The organism is Streptomyces sp. NPDC050759, assembly GCF_044456945.1.
Lineage (GTDB): Bacteria > Actinomycetota > Actinomycetes > Streptomycetales > Streptomycetaceae > Streptomyces.
In genome coordinates this window covers 676,794-696,522 of sequence record NZ_JBITGI010000001.1, presented here as the reverse complement: position 1 = coordinate 696,522, position 19,729 = coordinate 676,794, and the positions used below count along the sequence as shown (strand labels likewise).

At 67.3% G+C, this 19,729-nt stretch carries 26 protein-coding genes and 1 pseudogene; 26 read left to right on the top strand and 1 reads right to left on the bottom strand.

From position 1 onward, the window contains the following. Positions 1–154: 154 nt before the first annotated feature. The 14 genes from ACIBJB_RS03115 to ACIBJB_RS03050 all read left to right on the top strand — a co-directional run bounded on the left by ACIBJB_RS03115 (position 155) and on the right by ACIBJB_RS03050 (position 9,854). The gene (locus ACIBJB_RS03115) at positions 155–340 is read left to right on the top strand and encodes a hypothetical protein (protein ID WP_398925908.1); all 186 of its coding nucleotides are present in this window, start codon (positions 155–157) and stop codon (positions 338–340) included. A 97-nt stretch (positions 341–437) separates the two neighbouring features. Continuing rightward, positions 438–1,001, top strand: coding sequence for a hypothetical protein (locus ACIBJB_RS03110; protein WP_398925906.1), 564 nt, complete (start codon positions 438–440; stop codon positions 999–1,001). 216 nt (positions 1,002–1,217) lie between these two features. Further along, positions 1,218–1,562, top strand: a complete 345-nt coding sequence (locus ACIBJB_RS03105; RefSeq protein WP_398925904.1) for a hypothetical protein — start codon at positions 1,218–1,220, stop codon at positions 1,560–1,562. Positions 1,563–1,585: 23 nt separating this feature from the next. Further along, positions 1,586–2,677 (top strand): AAA family ATPase, encoded by a 1,092-nt coding sequence (locus ACIBJB_RS03100; RefSeq protein ID WP_398925902.1) that lies wholly within the window; start codon positions 1,586–1,588, stop codon positions 2,675–2,677. A 30-nt stretch (positions 2,678–2,707) separates the two neighbouring features. Beyond that, positions 2,708–3,838 carry a PD-(D/E)XK nuclease family protein gene (locus ACIBJB_RS03095; protein ID WP_398925900.1) on the top strand — a complete coding sequence of 377 codons (1,131 nt, stop codon included), beginning with the start codon at positions 2,708–2,710 and terminating at the stop codon, positions 3,836–3,838. Between the two features lie 103 nt (positions 3,839–3,941). Beyond that, positions 3,942–4,910 (top strand): helix-turn-helix domain-containing protein, encoded by a 969-nt coding sequence (locus tag ACIBJB_RS03090; RefSeq protein ID WP_398926821.1) that lies wholly within the window; start codon positions 3,942–3,944, stop codon positions 4,908–4,910. 106 nt (positions 4,911–5,016) lie between these two features. After that, positions 5,017–5,484, top strand: coding sequence for a hypothetical protein (locus tag ACIBJB_RS03085; protein ID WP_398925898.1), 468 nt, complete (start codon positions 5,017–5,019; stop codon positions 5,482–5,484). 50 nt (positions 5,485–5,534) lie between these two features. Next, positions 5,535–6,188, top strand: a complete 654-nt coding sequence (locus tag ACIBJB_RS03080) for a hypothetical protein (protein ID WP_398925896.1) — start codon at positions 5,535–5,537, stop codon at positions 6,186–6,188. Continuing rightward, positions 6,188–6,400 (top strand): hypothetical protein, encoded by a 213-nt coding sequence (locus tag ACIBJB_RS03075; protein ID WP_055713174.1) that lies wholly within the window; start codon positions 6,188–6,190, stop codon positions 6,398–6,400. Before ACIBJB_RS03080 ends, ACIBJB_RS03075 begins: the two co-directional genes overlap by 1 nt. After that, the gene (locus ACIBJB_RS03070) at positions 6,397–6,561 is read left to right on the top strand and encodes a hypothetical protein (protein WP_398925894.1); all 165 of its coding nucleotides are present in this window, start codon (positions 6,397–6,399) and stop codon (positions 6,559–6,561) included. The genes ACIBJB_RS03075 and ACIBJB_RS03070 overlap by 4 nt, the downstream gene beginning before the upstream one ends. 58 nt (positions 6,562–6,619) lie before the next feature. Continuing rightward, positions 6,620–7,102 carry a hypothetical protein gene (locus ACIBJB_RS03065; protein WP_398925892.1) on the top strand — a complete coding sequence of 161 codons (483 nt, stop codon included), beginning with the start codon at positions 6,620–6,622 and terminating at the stop codon, positions 7,100–7,102. A gap of 69 nt (positions 7,103–7,171) precedes the next feature. After that, positions 7,172–8,674 (top strand): DNA cytosine methyltransferase, encoded by a 1,503-nt coding sequence (locus ACIBJB_RS03060; RefSeq protein ID WP_398925890.1) that lies wholly within the window; start codon positions 7,172–7,174, stop codon positions 8,672–8,674. Next, positions 8,671–9,129, top strand: a complete 459-nt coding sequence (locus ACIBJB_RS03055) for a hypothetical protein (RefSeq protein WP_055713177.1) — start codon at positions 8,671–8,673, stop codon at positions 9,127–9,129. The genes ACIBJB_RS03060 and ACIBJB_RS03055 overlap by 4 nt, the downstream gene beginning before the upstream one ends. 20 nt (positions 9,130–9,149) lie before the next feature. Beyond that, positions 9,150–9,854: a hypothetical protein gene (locus ACIBJB_RS03050; protein ID WP_398925887.1), complete on the top strand. Its 705-nt coding sequence runs from the start codon at positions 9,150–9,152 to the stop codon at positions 9,852–9,854. Positions 9,855–10,449: 595 nt separating this feature from the next. Here ACIBJB_RS03050 and ACIBJB_RS03045 read toward each other — a convergent pair. Further along, entirely contained in the window at positions 10,450–10,617 is a 168-nt protein-coding gene (locus ACIBJB_RS03045) for a hypothetical protein (protein ID WP_157878044.1), read from the bottom strand. 120 nt (positions 10,618–10,737) lie between these two features. Here ACIBJB_RS03045 and ACIBJB_RS03040 point away from each other — a divergent pair, with 120 nt between their 5' ends. The 12 genes and pseudogenes from ACIBJB_RS03040 (at position 10,738) to ACIBJB_RS02985 (ending at position 19,721) form a co-directional block, all read left to right on the top strand. After that, positions 10,738–11,040 (top strand): hypothetical protein, encoded by a 303-nt coding sequence (locus ACIBJB_RS03040; protein ID WP_398925885.1) that lies wholly within the window; start codon positions 10,738–10,740, stop codon positions 11,038–11,040. Between the two features lie 165 nt (positions 11,041–11,205). Continuing rightward, positions 11,206–11,565 (top strand): hypothetical protein, encoded by a 360-nt coding sequence (locus ACIBJB_RS03035; protein ID WP_398925883.1) that lies wholly within the window; start codon positions 11,206–11,208, stop codon positions 11,563–11,565. 37 nt (positions 11,566–11,602) lie between these two features. Beyond that, on the top strand, positions 11,603–12,190 hold the full coding sequence (locus ACIBJB_RS03030) for a hypothetical protein (protein ID WP_398925881.1): 588 nt from the start codon (positions 11,603–11,605) through the stop codon (positions 12,188–12,190). 79 nt (positions 12,191–12,269) lie between these two features. Continuing rightward, positions 12,270–13,328, top strand: coding sequence for a hypothetical protein (locus ACIBJB_RS03025; RefSeq protein WP_398925879.1), 1,059 nt, complete (start codon positions 12,270–12,272; stop codon positions 13,326–13,328). A 70-nt stretch (positions 13,329–13,398) separates the two neighbouring features. Then, complete coding sequence (locus tag ACIBJB_RS03020) at positions 13,399–13,557, top strand: hypothetical protein (protein WP_398925877.1); 159 nt, start codon at positions 13,399–13,401, stop codon at positions 13,555–13,557. Between the two features lie 62 nt (positions 13,558–13,619). Beyond that, on the top strand, positions 13,620–13,808 hold the full coding sequence (locus tag ACIBJB_RS03015) for a DUF4314 domain-containing protein (protein WP_055717851.1): 189 nt from the start codon (positions 13,620–13,622) through the stop codon (positions 13,806–13,808). Positions 13,809–13,877: 69 nt separating this feature from the next. After that, positions 13,878–14,558: a hypothetical protein gene (locus ACIBJB_RS03010; protein WP_398925875.1), complete on the top strand. Its 681-nt coding sequence runs from the start codon at positions 13,878–13,880 to the stop codon at positions 14,556–14,558. 137 nt (positions 14,559–14,695) lie between these two features. Continuing rightward, positions 14,696–14,884, top strand: a complete 189-nt coding sequence (locus tag ACIBJB_RS03005; RefSeq protein ID WP_398925873.1) for a hypothetical protein — start codon at positions 14,696–14,698, stop codon at positions 14,882–14,884. Between the two features lie 755 nt (positions 14,885–15,639). Continuing rightward, a pseudogene (locus ACIBJB_RS03000) lies at positions 15,640–15,810 on the top strand (ABC transporter ATP-binding protein); the annotation flags it as partial. A gap of 277 nt (positions 15,811–16,087) precedes the next feature. Further along, positions 16,088–17,437, top strand: coding sequence for a flavin-containing monooxygenase (locus tag ACIBJB_RS02995; RefSeq protein ID WP_398925871.1), 1,350 nt, complete (start codon positions 16,088–16,090; stop codon positions 17,435–17,437). Continuing rightward, positions 17,434–18,312, top strand: coding sequence for an SDR family NAD(P)-dependent oxidoreductase (locus ACIBJB_RS02990; RefSeq protein WP_398925869.1), 879 nt, complete (start codon positions 17,434–17,436; stop codon positions 18,310–18,312). The genes ACIBJB_RS02995 and ACIBJB_RS02990 overlap by 4 nt, the downstream gene beginning before the upstream one ends. Beyond that, complete coding sequence (locus ACIBJB_RS02985) at positions 18,309–19,721, top strand: aldehyde dehydrogenase family protein (RefSeq protein ID WP_398925867.1); 1,413 nt, start codon at positions 18,309–18,311, stop codon at positions 19,719–19,721. The genes ACIBJB_RS02990 and ACIBJB_RS02985 overlap by 4 nt, the downstream gene beginning before the upstream one ends. Positions 19,722–19,729: the final 8 nt, after the last annotated feature.

Here is a 19,729-nt window from a genome sequence, read left to right as displayed (position 1 = left end):
CATTGGAGGGCGGTCGGTCAGGCGCGCAGCTAGGGCAGACTGGACGACCAGACCAGGTGAATACCGTGGTGGGAGGTGCTCGACATGCTTGCGTGGAGGCTGCGCCTGGACGCGTTCAAGCGTGCACCATAACTGCCCCAAAAGATAACCGCCCATGCCTCTCGCAGAGTTGCTTGCTGGGTCACGGTTGGCTGAGACGGTCGCCGGTGCCGTCGGCCGCCTGAGCGACGCGGACGATCTTTCTGATCGCTTCTTTGAGCTGGTGGAAAAGGAAGAAGGCCCTCGCCTCGCGGCGGGGGCCTTCGACCTCTTGGAAACACCCACCCTACCAACCTTGTGAAGGCGTGCGAATCGCCCGGCACCCCTCCGGTTACAATCTATATGCACATGGGTTCTGATGGGGAGGCGATGGGGTGGCAAGCGAGGAGAGGCCCACCATGAGGAAGCCGTATCTGGTCGGCGGGGCCGAGTTTGCGGCACTGTATGACGTGAGGCGGCTCCAGGTCAGCCAGTGGATCAGTCGTGACCACACCCTCGACTACCGGTACGCGAAGATCATCAGTGGTTCGCCGTACTGGCTTCTCCAGTTCGCCAAACGATTTGGGGAGACGACGCCGCGTCCACGGCAGCTCAACGAGTCCGAGCTTGCGCGCATCGTCAAAGAGCAGTCGCCCGGGTATTGGGTGGGGGAGATCGAGCAGCTGCCCCCGCTCGTGGGGCAAGCCGAGCTGGTGGCCCTGTTCCAGCTGACATCCGGCGCACTGCTGCGCAAGGCGATGGGTACGGGCCGGTTCCGGCCTGCCGACTACACGCTGTCCGGATCCCCGATCTGGCTCTTGGAGTCGGTCATTGAGGATGCCCCCGCGCTTCAGGCCGGTGCGCGTGGGGTGGACTGGGCGATCGACGAGAAGGTCCTCGCCGCCCTGCGGGAGGGCACCTACGACGGGCCTGGCTCCAAGATCATTCCGCGCGGTCGGGCGGCCAATCAGCAGGCTACATAGCCCCAGGCCGAGGTGCGGGATCTTGATCCGCACCCTGTTTGCATATAGAATAGAAGCGCACTCAAGGGGGTGCGCTTCTATCTGCTTGAGGGGGTGTTGTGGGGCGTTCCAGGGGGCCGCCGTGGATGGCTCGGTGGTGTTGTCGATCGACATTCTCTCCGGGCAAAGATAGATTCCAACACTCCAGGGTGTCCGTACTATCACTGAGGGGGAGCCTTGCGGATCGAACAGCCACCGTTGTTCGGCACCATCCAGCCCGTTCGCCACCCCGCCGCCGACAGCAGCCTGTCCATCCAGCAGCGATTCGAGGCGTTCCACGCACTCAACCCCTGGGTCCTCAGGGCGCTGGCCCGGATGACCGCCGACTGCGCGGAGAAGGGGTTCACCCGCATCGGCATCGGGATGCTCTTCGAGCTCCTGCGCTACCAGTACGGCGCGGCGACCAAGGGTGACGAGTTCGCGCTGAACAACGACTACCGCTCCCGGTACGTGCGGCTCTTGCTGGCCGAACACCCGGAGTGGACATCCCTTTTCGAGGTCCGGGCCTTGCGCACGGACTGACCACGACCTCTTGGAGCCAGATCGTGAACGCACCAGCGGGCAATGCAAAGCCGCCCGCCGTCAAGCTCAAGACCCGCAAACCGACTGGGGTCGTCCCCTGGCCCCTCCTGCTGATCGAGGGAGAGGAGGGCGCCGGCAAGACGTACTCGGCTGCCCAGTTCTCCGGCAGTCAGCTCATCGGGCAGATGTACTGGATTGACCTCGACGAGGGATCCGCCGACGAGTACGCGGCGATCGAGGGCGCGAACTACGAGATCATCGACCATGACGGCACCTACCGAGACATCCTCGAACAGGTCGAAGCCGTACACGCCGAGGCCCGGCGCGCAGCCACCGCCGGTGAGCCGCCGGTCGTTCTGACCATCGACTCGGGGTCGGCACTGTGGCGGATGCTCACCAACTGGACATATGAGCGAGGACGCCGGAGCCGGAAGAACCGGGCCCTGCTCCAGGAAGATCCGGACGCTGCATACGACATCGGCCGGAACCTGTGGAACGACGCCAACGAGCGGTGGAACAGGATCATCTACCTGCTCCGGACCTTGCCCGGCATCGCCATCGTGCTCGCCCGCGGCAAGCAGGTCAGCGCGACCGACGACAACGGCCAGCCGATCCCGAATCGGAACGAGTGGAAGGTGTCAGCCCAGAAGGACCTGGGCTTCGACTCGACGTGCTGGATCCGCATGAAGCGCAACGCTGACCCACAGGTCATCAAGGTCCGCTCGCTACGGATGCGCGTCGAGGAGCGCAAGCCCCTGACGCTGCGGGACTTCAGCATCGAGGACTTGGTCTTCAACAAGCTGGGCTGCTCGGTCCAGTCCCAGCCGCGCATCATGCCCGCACTCGTCGGCGACCTCGTTCAGCCCTGGCTCAATCGGATCGCGGGACTCAACGACAAGGAGCAGCTGGGGGCGCTTTGGCGCAGTGTTCCGGACCCTGCCAACCGGCTCAGCCGCGAGGAGATCGCCACCGTACGGGCCGCCGCCGAGCAGAGAGCCGCTGAACTCGACAACCCTCGCCGGGAGATGGGAGAGGGCCCGCTGTCGGATGCCGAGAAGCTCCGCGCCGCCGCCAGCCGGAAGGCCGCCGAGCAGGACGCCGACGCCGAGCAGTGACCAGGCCCAACGACCTCATGGAGGACTCCCATGTCCGTAGCCACCATCGTTGACGGCGTCGCCCCCTCCCTCTGGGACGCGGCGCACGACGTCGACGCCCGCCGCCCCCGCTCCCTTCAGACACAGCTCGGAGCGTCCGACACAGTGTGCGGTCGCCGGGCCGCTTACATCCTGCACGGCGTCACACCAACCGACCGCCCTGACAAGCGAGCGGCGATCCTCGGCACGTTCATCCACCACGGCCTGCTGGAGTCCGCGCGCACGGAGTACCGATGGCTGGTGGAGCGCAGTGTCCAGGACGACTTGATCCGGGGGCACGTCGACGTCGTTCAGCTCGATGCGGCGACCGCCGCTCGAGTACCGACCCGCCACAGACCGGCGATACCCGCCGAAGTGCTCACCGTCGAAGACGTGAAGACCAAGTCCACATACCTGTGGGACCGGGTGCTTCGCTACGGTGCCACGGCCGCCGAGCTTCGGCAGGTCCACCTGTACGCAGGCGCGTTGTTCGAGGTCGGGTTCGAGGACGTTCCAGGTCAGCGATATCTGGCCCGCCTGGGACCGCTGGAAGTCGGGCGCATCCGCTTCCGCTTCATCAACCGCGACAGCGGCGCCGAGCACCTCCAGGAGATCGAGTTTGATCCCCAGCGCGCGGCAGAAGCACAGTGGTGGGTGGAGCGCGTACGCGAGACGAAGGACCCCGAGGAGATGCCCCGGGACTTCCACGGACCCGGTCTGGACGCCATCTGCGACTACTGCCCGTTCCGGTCCCTGTGCTGGCCGGGCACGGCTCCAGGCGTTCCCGAGCAGACTGCACTCATCCACAACGACGCCGACCGTGAGCAGGCGCTCATCGACTACGTCAGAGGACACGAACTCGCCAGCGAAGGCGAGCGGATCAAGAAGTTCGCGCGCAAGAAGCTCGACCTGTCACCAGCCGGGATCTATGGCCCCAACAAGCTGTCTTGGCGTGGCGGCAACGACGAGGAGAAGGACGACGTGGAGGCGATGGTCGACCTTCACGAAGTCGCTGGCATCCCGGTTCCGATGACGCCGGACACCAACCGCATGGTCAAGAACCTCAAGGCGGCAGGACTGGCCATCCCCCGAAAGAAGACCGGCAAGAAGACGCCCACGGTCATCAACATCGCGCCGGCCTGACCCGAGCCCATGCAACCGCAGCCCCGCCCGGCGACGACCGGGCGGGGCAACCCGTCCTGCCGCCGTGCTGCACTGCCCAAGAGGAACCGTGTCCATCCAACTGATGATCGCAGCAGCGTACTTGCCGCCCGACGTGCTCACCCAGAGCCAGAAACTCGCTCTCATGAAGATCGCGGACAGCGCCGACGACGAGACCCGTCTCGCCCGGCCTGGTCTGACCCGCCTCGCGGCGTGGGTCGGCGTGACCGACAAGCGGGCCATCACCATCGTCACGGAGCTGATCGCCAAAGGCCTCGTCGAGCGTGTGGAGACCGGCAAGGCCGGACGCGCGGCGGTGTACCGGGTCTTCCCTCTCGGCGTACCGTCCACGCCGACCACAGCGGAACTCAAGGAGGCCGCTGAGGTTCGCAAGGCCGCTCCGAAGAATCCCCGGAAGGCCCGTCCCGGCGTAGTTCGTTCAGCGCCAGCGAAGCCAGCCATGACCTATCAAGACGTCGAAGCACGGGAGGCCGCACGTCAACACTCCGACGGATCACCACAGGTGGAGGCTGGGTTCCATGCGGGGAACCCAGGGGATGGGGCAGGGTTCCACGGGGGGAACCCGGGCGCTTCAGAGAAGCGGGTTCCACCTGTGGAACCCGACGAGTTTCACGCGGGGAACCCACTGGGTTCCAACGATGAAACCCCTTCCTTGCCTTGTTCTTCCTCTGTCCTTCCTTCCCCCCCTACCCCCACGGCTGACGCCGCAGGGGAGCCCGCGCCCGCGCCGACGGACACTCCTGCCCCGGCGGACCGCGCGGAACCGAAGAAGGGCTGCGCGAGGCACAGGGAGCGTCCTTCTGCCAACTGCCGTGCATGCGGCACCAATCCGCGTGCGGGCCGCCAACGAGAGCAGGAGGAGGCCAAGGAGGAGGAGCGCCGAACGCACGGACAGTTTTGGGATCAGTGGCGCCGGGACGCGGCCAGCCGTCGGCGCAGGGTCGAGGAGCGTCCGGAGGAGACGGAGGCCGCACGCCGGGCGACAAGGGAAGCCGTGCGCGCCGCCAAGAGCCGTAGACAGCAGAAAACTTAGGCCACCGAAAGAAAATTCGGGGAAAATCTAGACATCCCCACTAATGCATATAGAATAGAACCAGGAAGAGGGGGAGTTGGAACCTCCTCGGGACCGGAAGGACGCCATGAACGACAGCAGGTATCTGCCCACCCTCCGTTATGAGCGCAGGGGCGGGATCGTGCTCGACGGCTCGCTTGCCGCCCGCGAGCAGATCCAGGTGCTCGCCGACCTCTACCGCCATGACGCCGAGGGTGTCGGTGGCGCGCTCATCGAGATCGCCGACCTCAAGGAGCGGGTCGACCGCGAGCGCGAGCTCGGCGGGATCGGGAACGCCGCCGTCGTGCGGGATGAACTCGTCGGTGAACTCCTCGACGACATCGGCGGCGCGGAGATCCACCTCGACCACCGCGTGAACCACCGTGCTCTGATGCAGGCCCGCAGCCTTGCCGAGGAGGCGCGTGGCCTCTACGAGGCGGCCCAGCAGCGCGTAGCGGAGCTGGAGACCGCCATTGCCATCACTCGCGGGGAGCGCGAGGCGAGGCGCAGGTGCCCCGCCTGCACACTCGCTCTGCTCATCTCCCTCCCCAGATAGATCCCAACTCTGTACTGTTGGCGAACATAGGACCTCTTGGAGACAGAACCGTGAGCACCAACACCGCGCCCATGGCCCCGATGCCCAAGCACGGCAACACCGACGACCCGCTGTGGCGGACCCTGTGGAACGCCTACGAGCCCGTCATCACCGCATTGCGTCGCATCCCGCTCATCACCGATGTGGAGATCAGCGGCGGCGAGTTCGCGATCCACGCCCAGCTCACCGACGGTTCGCACCTGTGGATCACCTCGACCCACTGCCTGCCCGTCGACCCGGCCGCGCTGGAGGGCTTCCACGTCCGGCGCGCTCATCACGACAACCCCACCATCGACGAGCGGGTCTACGACTCCACCGAGGGCGCAGACCAGGCCGAGCACGGCAACAATGTCGTGCCCCTCATCCAGGCGGTCACCGCCTTCGTCACCGCGCGCAAGCTCGCGCCACCCATCGTCGACCTCTTCCAGGTTCAGATGCAGGGCGTCACCGCCAAGCACACTCCGGTATCCGCCGAGGTACAGGGCCCCTTCACGGACCGTCGGGCCGCCGTCAAGGAGTACGGCTACACCACCCACGACCTCATGGAGAAGGGCTGGGAGCGCATCCATGAGCAGGGCGGAACGGACTGGCCGCTGACGATCTGGAGGCAGGACAACGCGATCCTCACCGTCTTCGTCGGGCACGCCGGACAGGCGATCGGGTGATGCCGGGCACCGATGTGACTCCGCCGAACGCGGAGCCGAAGACGCGCCGCTGCCACTGCGTGATCGCCCACCCCCAGGACGAGAACGAGCAGGCCAGGGCCCAGGCCGCGCTGGACAACGCACTGGCGACCAACGACGCCCAAGGGGTGCTGCTCGCCTGCATGCAGCTCATGCAGCCCTGTCCCACCCGTGACGAGCAGGCCGCGCGATGAGCGAGCCGACCGTGATGTACGCGCTGCTCGCGCTCGCGCTCGGAGTCGGCGCCGGCCTGGTCGTGCTCGTGATCGGCGAGCTCCGGTGGGAGGCCCGCAACCGACTCCCGCGCTGCACGACCTGCGGTGAGCGCCACCACCGTCACGCCGCCCACCGCTGAACACGCTGCCCGGCCCGGCTTCGGGCCGGGCAGCCGTAGACCTCTTGGAGAACACCCCGTGGGATACGACATCTACATCCAGACCGCAGACGGCAGACGCGCCGACGGCGAGGAGAACTACTTCCGTTTCGAACTCACTGCGAGAATCCGCGCGTTGGACACGATGCGTAACTTCGGAATGCTCGCTGAGCTGCCCTACCCGGCCGTTCCCCTCCTGTCCGCCTACGGATTGACGGAGGGCGACCTCAAGACGGGGGTCCGGCACGCCCTGGACAAGGCCAACCTCGTGGCGGAGTACCGGAGCGCATACCGCGCCGTCATGGACGCTGCGGAGCCCGAGCCCACCGGGATCCCGACGTACAAGCTCGCTTACAACGACGGCGCCCTCGTCACGGTCGCCGAGATCACGGCAGCCCTGGCCGCGTACGAAGCCCACCCGAACATCGACGTCTCCGAGATGCCGCTGGGCGACCCGATATGGCCGCACTGGATCGCCTTCCTGCGCCGTGCCAAGGAGCACGGCGGCCTGCGCGCTCACTGAACTCGGGCGCTGCCCGGCCCCGCGCGGCGAGGCCGGGCACGCAAGACCTCTTGGAGAACGACAACCAGCATGGCCACATGGATCGACCTGCTGTGCGGCGCGGGCGGCAGTAGCACCGGACTCGTAGAAGCAGGACACGAACTGCTCCTCGGGATCAACCACTGGGACCTGGCAATCGAGACGCACGCCGCCAACCATCCCAACTGCGAGCACGCCGTCATGACCCTCAGCGACGGCTTCCCCATGCGCTACCTGCCCAAGGCCGACGCCCTCTGGGCATCGGTCATCTGCACCGAGATCAGCCCCGCCGGAGGACGCCCCCGAGAAACGAACCAACTCGACCTGCTCGATCTGCTCCAGGAGGAGCGCGACGAGTGGGAGTCCCTGACCAAGGACGCCTTCGAGGCGACCCGAGTCACCGCCTGGTGCGTCGTACGCGCTGCCGAGGCGAAACGGTTCAAGGCCGTCGTCGTAGAGAACGTCGTCGAATTCGGCCTCGACTGGATCCTGTTCCAGAAGTGGCTCGAAGCCATGGAACTGCTCGGCTACCGCTACCAGATCGTGTGCGTCAGCAGCGCCCACATCGGTGACGACACCAACCTCCGCGCCCCACAGTGGCGCGACCGGATGTACGTGGTCTTCACGCTCAAGACCATGCGCAAGCCCGACTTGGAGCCCCGGCCCCTGGCCCCGTGCATGGACTGCGGCGAGGACGTGCACGCCGTTCAGTCCTGGAACGTCGACGGCGTCCGCATCGGCAAGTACCGGCGTGACTACATCTACCGCTGCCCGAACACACGTTGCCGCCACGCCATGGTCGAGCCGTACGTACGACCGGCCAGCGACATCATCAACTGGAACGACCTCGGGACCCAGATCGGCAAACGCAAGAAGCCGCTCGCGGAGACCACGATGAACCGCATTCGCGCGGGCCTCATCAAGTTCCCCTACCGCCCCAGCTCGATCACCCTCACCCACGGCAAAGACGGCGGAGACCGGGCGTACGCCGTCGAGGACCGCCCCTTGCCGACCCGGACGGCCAAACAGGGAGACGCCCTCCTGGTGCCGACTGGCGGATCCTGGAACACCGACGCAGTCCCCGTCGATGTTCCGCTTCGCACCCGAACCACCCGCGAGAGCGAAGCCCTCCTGACGGTGGACCCGTTCCTCATCGAATACCGCAACCACGCCACCGCCAGCCTCGCGAGCGACCCGCTCAGCGTGGTCACCGCCCAGGGCAACCACCACGGTCTGGTGACGCACGCCGGCACCGTCCCTGAGCAGGCGCGGAACACGCTCGTCGTGCCGTACCGCAAGGCCGCGGTGAAGACCGCAGCCGAACCCGTCCACACCCTCTCCACCCGCGACTCCGCCGCCCTGGTGCGCAGCGCCCCGGACATCAACGACTGCTACTTCCGGATGCTCAAGCCCCGCGAACAGCTCGAAGGGCAGCGGTTCCCGGCGAAATACGTCGTCTACGGCAACCAGGCCGAACAGACCATGCAGGCAGGTAACGCGGTCTCCGTGAACGTCGCCCGGTGGATAGGCCAGCGATTGGAGCCCGTCCTGTGACCGGACCGAGAAGCCGACTGCCCGGCACCCACGTCACCGACCACGCCCCATGCTTCGGCGACCCAGACTTCGCTGTCGCCGACGACCGGTGGAAGACCGGTCAGGAACTGGTCGCCATCTGTGAACCAGTCCTCTACGTCTGCGGCGGCTGCCCCTACCGAGCTGCGTGCATCAGGCAGGTCCTCCCGGCGAAGAGCGGCTTCACCGGGATCTGCGGCGGCCGAATCTGGCTCAACGGCGAGATTGTTCACGCCCTGCCGGAGGCCGACTCCAGCGAGCTGCCGCGCCCGGTCATCCGAAAGTCGTGCGGCACTGCCGCCGGATCGCGCGCCCACCGCCGAGCTGTCGAGCAGCAGTGCCCGCGCTGCCAGCCCTTCTACCGTCCCGGCCCCAACCCGCTCGAGGACGAGGACCAAGAGATCGCACAGCAGCTCGAACTCCCCGAAGTCCCCTGACCAGTAGAAAGGAAGTCTCAGTGCTGCACCTGACCGCAACATGCACCACCGTGCCGGAGGGATACCGGCTTCGAGTCCTTGCCCAGGGCAACGACGAGCCGATATTGGACCTCCCCTTTGCATGGGACAGCTTCCGCCCGGCCAGCGCCGGCCACCGGCTGATCGAGCACGGCTACATGATTCGGCCCGATGCCCGAACGCCAGAGGCAGTGAACGGCTGGCGACAGGTACCAGGTCAGCCCGGCACTTGGTCCGCGCCCGTCATACCGACGGAACACGGCAGACCGGCGACGGGCACGATGGTCGCCGGACGTCTCGCCGAAGCCGTTGCTCACTGGACGGACGGGCGCCACGACGAGGCCCGCCAGATCCTGGCCGATCTCGCGCGGACCGGAACACCGTCGCTGATGTACGGCGTGGCCACGGGTCTCGCGGTCATGGCAAAGGCCGCGCTGGAGAAGCTGCAAGGACTGAGCGGCGGGGCGGCGTCGTGGATCCTGCTGACCCCTGACGGCAGCATCCCCGAGGACATCCTCCCGCCTCCGCACCTGTTCGCAGCCCGCTTCATCACCGCGCACGCCAACGGAGACACTCAGACCACGCTCGCCCTCTACGGGGCCGCGTTCACGGCACCCGACCCCGAACTGCTTCCCGCCTGCATGGACATGCTGCTGGCAGCCACCGGAGAAGCAGTGCGCGCGGCAACGCCGGGAGCCGACCGATGACCAGCTCAGCCACATACACCTCTGACGGGCTGCGCCACGACGTCGCTGACCCCGTGACGTGGAGCGTTCGTATCTGCGCGGGGCGATGCGGGACATGCATCTTCCGGCCCGGCAACCTCATGCACCTGGAACCCGGGCGCGTGGCGGAGATGATCGCGAGTGCCATCGCGGAGGAGGGGCACATCGTCTGCCACGCCACGCTCGGCACCAAGGCCCCGGCCATCTGCGCCGGTTTCGCCGCCCACCGGAACGGCAGTGCGCGCTCCCTTGCCCTACGCCTCGCCCGAGCACGTGTTCTTCGAATCGTATGGGTCCCGGTGGACACCGGAGAGGCGGACCGCTCATGACCCGTGTGGAACATGACTGGTTCGAAGGGCTGCCCGGCCGTCGATTCAGGGTCGCTCTACCCCCGCGGTTGGAGCTTCTGAACGCCAACCAGCGACCGCACTTCCACCGGCGTGCCGAGATCACCAGAGTGCTGCGACGTGCCGCATGGGCTGCGTCACGCGGGCTCCCACACCTGGAGCGTGTGCACATCATCGGCGTTCTGCATCCCGACAGCAGGCAGAGGAGGGATCCGGCCAACTGGTACCCCTCATTCAAGGCGTGCGTCGACGGGCTCGTGGATCAGGGAGTCCTGGATGACGACGACCACACGCGTGTCGTCGGCCCGGACATGCGTATCGGTGACGTGGTCGACGGCGGTCGGCTCGTACTCCACATCCGCGACCTCAGCGATGTGGAAGAGCCCGCTGACCTGCATAAATAGAGTCCCTCGCCGGTAAGATTTCCCGCTCGAAAATCTTGCCCCCCTCCCTAATGCATATAGAATAGAACTATCAGGGAGGGGGGAGTCCTCTTCCGTTGCCCTTCAGGAGTGTTCGTGAGTAACCCCTTCGGTCTCGAAGCCATCCTTCGGCGCCTGATCTCCGAACCGATCGGCCCTGAACAAGTCAGGCGGCTGGCTCGGGCGATCTCGGACCTCCTCCAGGAGGTCTGGGAGCAGCGGTTTCCTGGGGTCGACTACGACGACTGGTGTGGGTCGCTCCCGGAGCCGCTGCTCGACGTCATCATCCAGCTGCTGACCTGGAGTGAGGACGGTCGGATCGTGGTGGATCGCCTGCCCGCGGCGGCCGTGGGTCACATCTTCACCGACCTGAAGTCCTTCTCTGCGCCTGTCGGCTGACGCTGCAGGCCTCGTCCGGCGGTCGGTGGCCACCGTGTCCCGGCCGCCGGGCGGACCTACAGCCCCGTCCCATACCCCTGCTCTTCGATGGCAGGGCCGCATTGCGCCCCGAATGCATATAGAAAAGGAGCATTGGGCGCTCTCATCCACACCCCGGAGACATACATGCCCGCCCATCCCTCGATACCGGCCATCAACACCCCAGAGCACCACCGGGGCGCCATGATCCTCATCCTGCTGACCTTCGCACCCGACGAAGAGGCCCTCCGCGCTGCCCTGCACCTGGCAGAAAACGCCGCCATCGCCGCCTGGGCGCTCCGCCCGGAGGACCTCGCGAACCTCACCGTCGAGCAGTACCGGCAGCTCCTCGACTACGCAGCCGCCCCGCAGGTTCTCGACCTCGCCCTGTACCTGGGCGGCGACAGGAAGCAAATCCGCACCCTCATGGACTTCATCACCGGCGTGATGGCGGACGTCCAAGCGCGCTACCCCACGCCGCGCCTTCGGACCAACGACCAGTCCTGACAACCCCCTTGCTCCTCCTGACCGACTGGAGAACCACATGAACCCCGTGACGCAGATCGTGCTGACGGATCTGGTGTGCCGCCTGGGAGTCAGCGACGCGGCGATAGAGCGCGCGCTCGTGACAACCCTTCAGCACTTCACCGCGGAATCACGTAACCCCATCGTCGCGCTCACCGGACGCACACCGGCCCAGTACCTCGACACGTCGCTCACGACCCCGCGCTTCCACGCCATGCTGGCGTCCATCGCCCTCAAGATCGAAGGGCGAGAGGCTGATGCCCGTCTGGCCTGGGAGGCGTACGTACAACGCGAGATCGCGACTGCGACGCGCGCCCATGAGGCACTGCCGGAATCGGCGCTCCTCGGCGACGTCGAGGCCGTACGCCGAATCGGTCGCGGACTCGGTTTCGGCGACGACCAGACTGACCAACTCATCCCCGGCATCGTGCTCACGCTGGCCATGGGCTACTACTACCGCCCCGTCGGCGACCGGCACCTCACTCTGACCGAGGCCCTCTCCCGAGTCACCGCCGACGAGCTGGCCGAAATGCTCAGACACGCCTCGCTCTCGGCCGCCGGCCGAACCGACGACGCCCTGCGGCGCTTCCAGCAGGGATCCCACTGACCCGCGGCCCGTGTCGACCATCCTCCTCTGGCCGACACGGGCCGCCTTCACCTTGAGAATCGAACGGCCAGGAGACCGCATGGATCAGCTCGACCTGTTCGCCGACGCTGACAAGCCCGACGAGCCAACCACCCCGCCCGCCCCGGTGGCGCCACCCCGCCGATACCTCACCGACCTGCCGCCCGCTCCCACCCCCGTAACCATCTCCGCCCAACCCGCACGCGCCCTCACTGTCGTCGAGCGCAAGCTGGGTCACTATCGGCCGACCCAGCGCAACCCACATGCCCACGCCTTCGAGATCGCTGAAGCCGTCAGCTACGCCTGGCACCACGCACACGGAGGCAGCGCCATCGAGGTCCCGATCGGCGTGGTCGCCACGCTCGCTCTCTGGCCCCTTCGTGGCCCGGACGCCTACCTCGCCGCCGACTGGTGGCTCAGCCTCGACGACACCGACCTGCTCGCCGCATTCCGTGAATGCTGGGCCCGCTGGTGGATCATGCGGCCCGACCTCATCGACCGCGCCACCCCACTGCACAAATGGATCGACGACGAGAATCCCGACCCGCGTCGGGCCGGGGCCGTCCGCGCTGTCGTGGAAGCCTCACTCACCAACGGGCTGCTGCACTTGACCAGCAGTGATGACGCTGACCTCCGCTCCACGACGGACGTGATGGGGACCGTGTTGGCCGTCATGCGCTCGGAGGGCGCCCACGACGCGCTCGCGGAGATACATACGCCGCCGGAGGTGGCCTACCTGATGGCCAGGATGCTGCTCGACGGCATGCCGCTCACCCCCGGTATGACGTTCGACGAACCCGCCGGCGGAACCGGCGGCATGTACCGTGCCGCCGTGCAGGTCATGCGTGAACGCGGCATCGACCCACACGAGTTCGGCTGGTCACTGACGGACGTCGACCCGCTTGCGGCCGCGGGGGCCGCCGTCAACGCGATCCTCTGGGATCTAGGTCCGCACGTGCTCATCGGGTGCGGTGACACCCTGCACGAGGGCAACGTCCCCGCGAGGGCCGCCCAGGAGGCGCGCGACTCTCTGGAGCGTCGCGATCGGCTGCACTCGCAGGCCGTCTTCCTGGCGGCGCTTCAGAAGGTGGAAGCCCTCATACGCGACGTGGCCGCCTGACCTGCGGAATCTCTTCGAAATCTCTCACGGGAGATCTTGATTCACCCAGGAATGCATATAGAATAGAACCATGATGAAAGGGGGAGCCATGGAAGAGCTGCCGTTCACCTTCCCGTACTGCCGCAACCACGAAATCCGCTGCCAGGAACCCGGCTGCGAAGCCTGTGCCTGCGACCACTGCTTCGACTGTGGCGCCTGCCCCACCCAGATCTGCGACCACGACGCCTAGCGACCTGCAACGCAGACCGGCAGCCCAACCACAACTCCCCACACGAAACGAATGGAGAGCAGATGACCTACAAGCAGGGCGACCGCATCGCCCTCGTCCACACCACCGACCCGCACACCGACCTCAAGCCCGGCGACGAAGGCACCGTCTACCGGTTCGACGCCGCACTCGCCCAGCTCTCCGTGAACTGGGACAGCGGTTCGAGACTCTCGATGCTCCTCGACGACGGCGACGAAGTGCGCCCCGCATAGCAGCCCCCGGGGCCGCCTCCTTGGAGGCGGCCCCGCCGCTCAACCAACAGACCTCTTGGAGAAGCGCACATGCTCATCACCGACGCCGCGGTCCGGGAAACCGCGGCCACCATCGCCCAAAGTCTCGGCGGAGACTGGGTGATCGACCCGGAAGCACCCGCCGACGGCGCCGCCCACCTCATAAGCACCGACGGAAAAGGAATCAGCTTCCGCCCCATCTTCGGCGGAACCACCGTCCAACTCTGGATCACCGGAAGTGCCCCGCCGCCGCCCCCGATCGACGCCACCCCCACCGAACAAAGCACCTACGAGGCCCAGAACGCCGTACGCCTTCCCCAGGGGCACAGATACAACAAAGCGGCAACCCTCGTCACCGAGAACGACGAGGAACCCGAGACCATCATCATGCGCACCCTCGAAGACGACCTCATCCCAGCTTTCGAATACAAACCCAGGTACGTCGGCCACCGCCCCTGGGTCGACCTGTTCGACAACGCGCTGTCCGAAGTGATGGATGAAGCCGCACCAGCAACGGACACCACCCTCCAGAACCGCGACCCCGAGTCGGACGGCACCGTCGAATCCACCGAGAAGCCCGCCGACACCGAACCCGGCCCCGCCGTAGAGGGGCACCCACAGCCGGCCGCGGCCCAAGAAGCTCCACACGAGCCCGCGAACCCACCGGTTCAGGCAAGCTCGCCGACTCGACGGAAACGCCCCCGACGGACCTCTGGGAAGGCGGCGAAGTGACCGCGGACGTCGACCAGCTCTGCCCCTCCTGCGGCGTCGCCCCCGGGAACCTTCACGACAAACGGTGCGACGTGGCGCGATGTGCCGCCACGGGAAGGCAGCGGAGCGGCTGCCACCACGGGGAGGGCTGCAACACCATGTGGACCGGTCAATACCCGGGGTTCGCCGAGGCCATCGAGTACGGGTACTTCGCGCGCCTGGTCCCCGGCACGGGCTGGCAAGAGTGTGCCGCCGACGCCCCGGATGCGATTCCGGACCTCAACCGGCTGTACCGCGACTGCCACTGGGATCCCAAGACGCAGCGCATGGTTCGCCCCGCTCGATGACACGCCTCGGTCGGCCCCGGTACTTCGCCGGAGGCCCGCTGCGGTACCTCCGGCCGCATCACTGGTCGTGGGCTACCTAACCGGGTATCTTCTACGAAGACGTTTGGCCTGTGGTTATGGCCATAGAGGCTCCGCCCTAGTAACTGGGGCGGAGCCTCTGCGCGTTGGAATGGAAATCCGCTGCTCTCAGATTTTGAGCCCGTCTCTCAACTGCAAGGACGGACGCTGGGGCAGCTGAAATCCCCCATCCGGGACGCGTTCTGGACGCAGGTTGGACACAAGGATCGGAAAAGACTGACAAGGGCCGGGAAGGACCGAGGCGCCAAACCTCGTCTGACCTGGGAAAACGGCCAAGATGAGCATGGATCGACAAGGGTCGCCAAGATCCTCAAAGGACTCATAATCCGTCGGCCGTGGGTTCGAGTCCCACCCGCCCCACTGTGCACGCCTCTGAACTGCGGAAACGTCCCTTCTGAGGTGCCGGAACCCCAACCCGGGCTCAACGGATTGAATCCGCTGCTCATGAGTTCAGGGTCCCTGCGTCGGCGATGGTTCCACACTGCGCTGACCTACGTGAATGTGTCGGACCGTGGTGTGGTCGAGTCGCGCCAACGGCCTCCGCGAGGGAGCCGCAGGCGAATGTGAGGACGCCGTGAGGACGCAGGTAGTGCGAAGGGTGGCCGCGCGGCCCTCTTCACCAGACTGCGGCCGGTCGGAGTGAGGAGCCCTGCGGTGGACCTCGGGCATGCCCGCTAGAGAGCATCACTCTTCCTAAGGCCATCGCTGGACGAAAGCCCGACCAGGCGTGGCTGGACCGGGTGGTGGCGACCGTCGGTCTGGCCGACTGCCTCGGCCACCGACCCTCCCAGCTCTCGGGCGGCCAGCAGCAGCGGGTGGTCTGCGCCATGAGCGCGGCTCGGTGTCCGGTTCGCCGGCCCGCTCTGCAGCGAGGCACTGCTGCTGTCACTGGCCGCACCAATCGAAGACGCCCGCCTGGGCACATCGGGAACTGCCGCTCGACGAGGACCGATAGCCCGCGGCCACCAGGACGTCCGCGACGGCCGGCAACGTCAGCAGCAGCTTGGCCGGCGTGTGCGGCCGCTGAGGTCCGGTCCGTGGCCGCGTGGGTCAGTTTCCGTGGAGCGGCGGGTGCATACGTTTCCTCCAACACCCGTGAAGAGGGATGAACGAGGAGGCGGGCCCGTGAAGGAAAACCAGTTCGACACGTGCGTGATCGGGGCGGGACCTGCTGGGCTGGCAGTCGCCAGGGCCCTGGCGGAGCGGAATCTGCCGTACACGCACCTTGAGCGACACACCGGGCCCGGCGGCATCTGGGACATCGACAACCCCGGCAGCCCTATGTACGAGTCGGCCCACTTCATTTCCAGCAGGACGCTGTCGGGCTTCGGTGGCTTTCCGATGCCCGACCACTTCGCGGACTACCCGCCCCACCATCAGATCCTGTCGTACCTGCGGTCCTTCGCCGACGCCTACGGGTTGACGGACCGCGTCGAGTTCGGCGTCGAGGTGGAGAACGTCGAGAAGAACGCGGACGGAACGTGGACGGTCACCCGGGCCGACGGGCGGGAAAGCGTGCACGGGCAGGTCGTCGTGTGCACGGGCTCGCAGTGGCACCCCAACGTCCCCGAACTGCCGGGGGATTTCAGCGGGGAGATCCGGCACACCGTCGGCTATCGCAGCGCGGAGGAGCTGCGGGGCAAGCGGGTCCTGGTCGTGGGTGCGGGGAACTCCGGCTGCGACATCGCGTGCGACGCGGCCCGGACCGCGCACCACGCGGTGATCAGCATGCGGCGCGGGTACTGGTTCATCCCCAAGCACCTGTTCGGCCGGCCGGTGGACACCATCGCCAACAGTGGGCCGCACCTGCCGATGTGGCTGGCGCAGCGCGTCTTCGGCTCCCTCCTGCGGATCATCAACGGCGACCCGACGCGGCTGGGACTGCCGAAGCCGGATCACAAGCTGTTCGAGACCCACCCGGCCATCAACTCGATGCTGATCCACCACCTCCAGCACGGGGACATCACCGCCAAACCCGGGATCGCCCGCACCGAGGGCAGGACCGTGCACTTCACCGACGGCACGAGCGACGACTTCGATCTCGTCCTCCTGGCCACGGGCTATGTCCACAAAGTGCCGGTCGCGCAGCGGTACTTCGGCGACGAGCAGCACCCGGACCTGTACCTGTCGTCGTTCTCGCGCGAGCACGAGGGCTTGTTCGGCATCGGCTTCGTCGAGACCAACTCCGGTGCGTACCAGCTCTTCGACTCCCAGGCGCAATTGATCGCCGGGTACGTCCATGACGCGCGGCACCGGTTGCCGAAAGCGGAGCGTTTCGCCCGCCTGATCCGCTCCGACCGCCCGGATCTCTCCGGTGGGCTGCGGTTCGTCGACTCGCCCCGCCACACCGGCTATGTCGACAGCGGGGCCTTCGTGAAGTACCTGGGCAAGGTCGCGGGAGACATGGGCTGGCGTACCGAGGGCCAGCCGCCGCCCCCGGCACGGTTCCTGCGACGCGCGGAGGCTGCGGCATGAGCGGGTTCGACTTCACCGACAAGGTCATGCTGGTGACCGGCGGCGCGGGCGGCATCGGGAGTGCTCTGTGCCGTCGCTTCGCCTCCGGCGGCGCCCGCTGCGTCGTCGTCGACATCGACGAGGCCCGGGCCGAGAAGGTCGCCGCCGGGCTTCCAGGCGCCGGGCACACCGGTATCGGATGCGACCTGATGGACCGCGTCCAGGTGGAGCGCCTCTTCGAACGGGTCTCCGATGCCCACGGTCGCCTCGACGTTCTCGTCAACAACGTCGGTATGACGAGCGCGGAACGCTTCGACGTCCGCAGCGTCGAGAGCATCGAGCGCGAGATCACCCTCAACCTGACCTCACCGCTGGTCGCGACCCGGATCGCCATTCCTCTTCTCATGGCTTCACGGGACGCCCGGGTGGTCACCACGGTCTCCCTCGGCGGGATCTTCCCGCTGGGCGAGACCCCGATCTACACCGCTTCCAAGTTCGGGCTCCGTGGCGCGATGCTCGCCATCGGGCTCGACCTGAGGAGCAAGGGCATTCTGGCCGGGTCGGTGCTCCCGTCGGCGACCGACACCAGGATGCTGCGCCAAGAGGCCGTGGACGGCGGGAACTCCATGCAGTTCCAGGACCGGCCCCAGCAGCCCGCCGACGTCGTCGCGGCCGTGGTGAGCCTGCTGGACAAGCCCCGGCTGGAGGCTTACCCCCGGCCCGGTGAGTCCCGTCTGGTGCGGTTCGCGATGCTCATGCCGAACCTGCTGCCCCGGGTCTTCCCGCTGTTCCGCAAGCGCGGTGACCGTGGCATGGCCCGCTATATGGAGGAACTCCGCCGACGCGGACTGGTCCGCCGGACAGAGGGGCGCTGGGAGCTGGTGGAGGAGGCATGACCCCGAACGAGACGCTGCTGGTCGTCAACCCCGCCACCGGTGAGCCGATCACCACCCTGCCCGCCGCGAGCGCCGACGACGTCGCCAAGGCCGCCGAGCAGGCCCGGCAGGCCCACGACACCGGGGTGTGGTCGCGGCGGCCGGTCCGGGAGCGCGCCGCGGTGCTGCTGCGGCTGGCCGACCTCATGGAACGCGACGCGGAGATCCTCGCCCGGCTGGACAGCGAGGACGCCGGCAAGCCGATCACGGAGTGCCGTACGGGCGACGTACCGGGCGCGATCGAGTCGATCCGCTGGTTCGCTGAGGCGGCCGACAAGGTCTTCGGCCGCATCACGCCGAGCGGGCCCGACGGTCTCGGTCTCATGAGCCGCGAACCGGTCGGGGTCGGCGCGGCGATCCTGCCGTGGAACTACCCGCTGGCCATGACCGCCTGGAAGGTCGGACCGGCCCTGGCCGCAGGCAACTGTCTGCTGGTCAAGCCCGCCGAGGCGACCCCACGCTCCGCCCTGCACCTGGCCGCGCTCGCAGCCGAGGCCGGCCTGCCCGACGGGGTGCTCACGGTGTTGCCCGGGTACGGTTCCGAAGCCGGGGCAGCCCTCGCCCGTGATCCCCTCGTGGGGGCGCTGTCCTTCACCGGCTCCACCGCGACCGGCCGCCGTATTCTCAAGGACGCGGCCGACAGCAACTTCAAGCGCGTCTCACTGGAGATGGGCGGCAAGAGCCCCCAGGTACTGATGGCCGATGCGCTCGCCTACGGGGACGAGCTGATCGACAACATGATCGAGGCCGCGTTCCTGACCATGGGGCAGAACTGCACGGCCGGCTCCCGGGTTCTGGTTCACCGCAGTATCGCCGAGGAGGTCCTGGAGCGGTTCACGGCCGCGGCGAGAGACCTCGTCATCGGCCATCCGGCCGACCCGCGCACGCAGATCGGGCCGCTCATCAACCACGCCGCCTTCGACCGGGTCGCGGGAGCCGTGGAGGCCGCCCGTGACGGGGGAGCCCAGATCCACACCGGGGGACTGCCCCATGGACTGCCCCCGCGCGGCGCCTACTACCCGCCCACCGTGATCACCCGGGCCCCCGTCAGCAGTGACGTCCTCACCAGGGAGCTGTTCGGCCCCGTCGTCACCGTCCAGACCTTCACCACCGAGGACGAGGCGGTACGTATGGCCAATGCCACGGAGTACGGGCTCGCCGCGTCCGTATGGACACGCGACCTCGACAGCGCCTTCCGGCTGGCACGCGACATCGAGGCCGGTGTGATCTCCGTGAACGCCTACAGCGAGGGCGACATCACCACCCCCTTCGGCGGCTGGAAGCAGTCCGGATTCGGGGGCGTGGAGAAGTCCACCAACGCCTTCGAGCAGTGGACCCGGGAGAAGGCGGTCTGGATCCGCACCCGCTGACCCCGGCC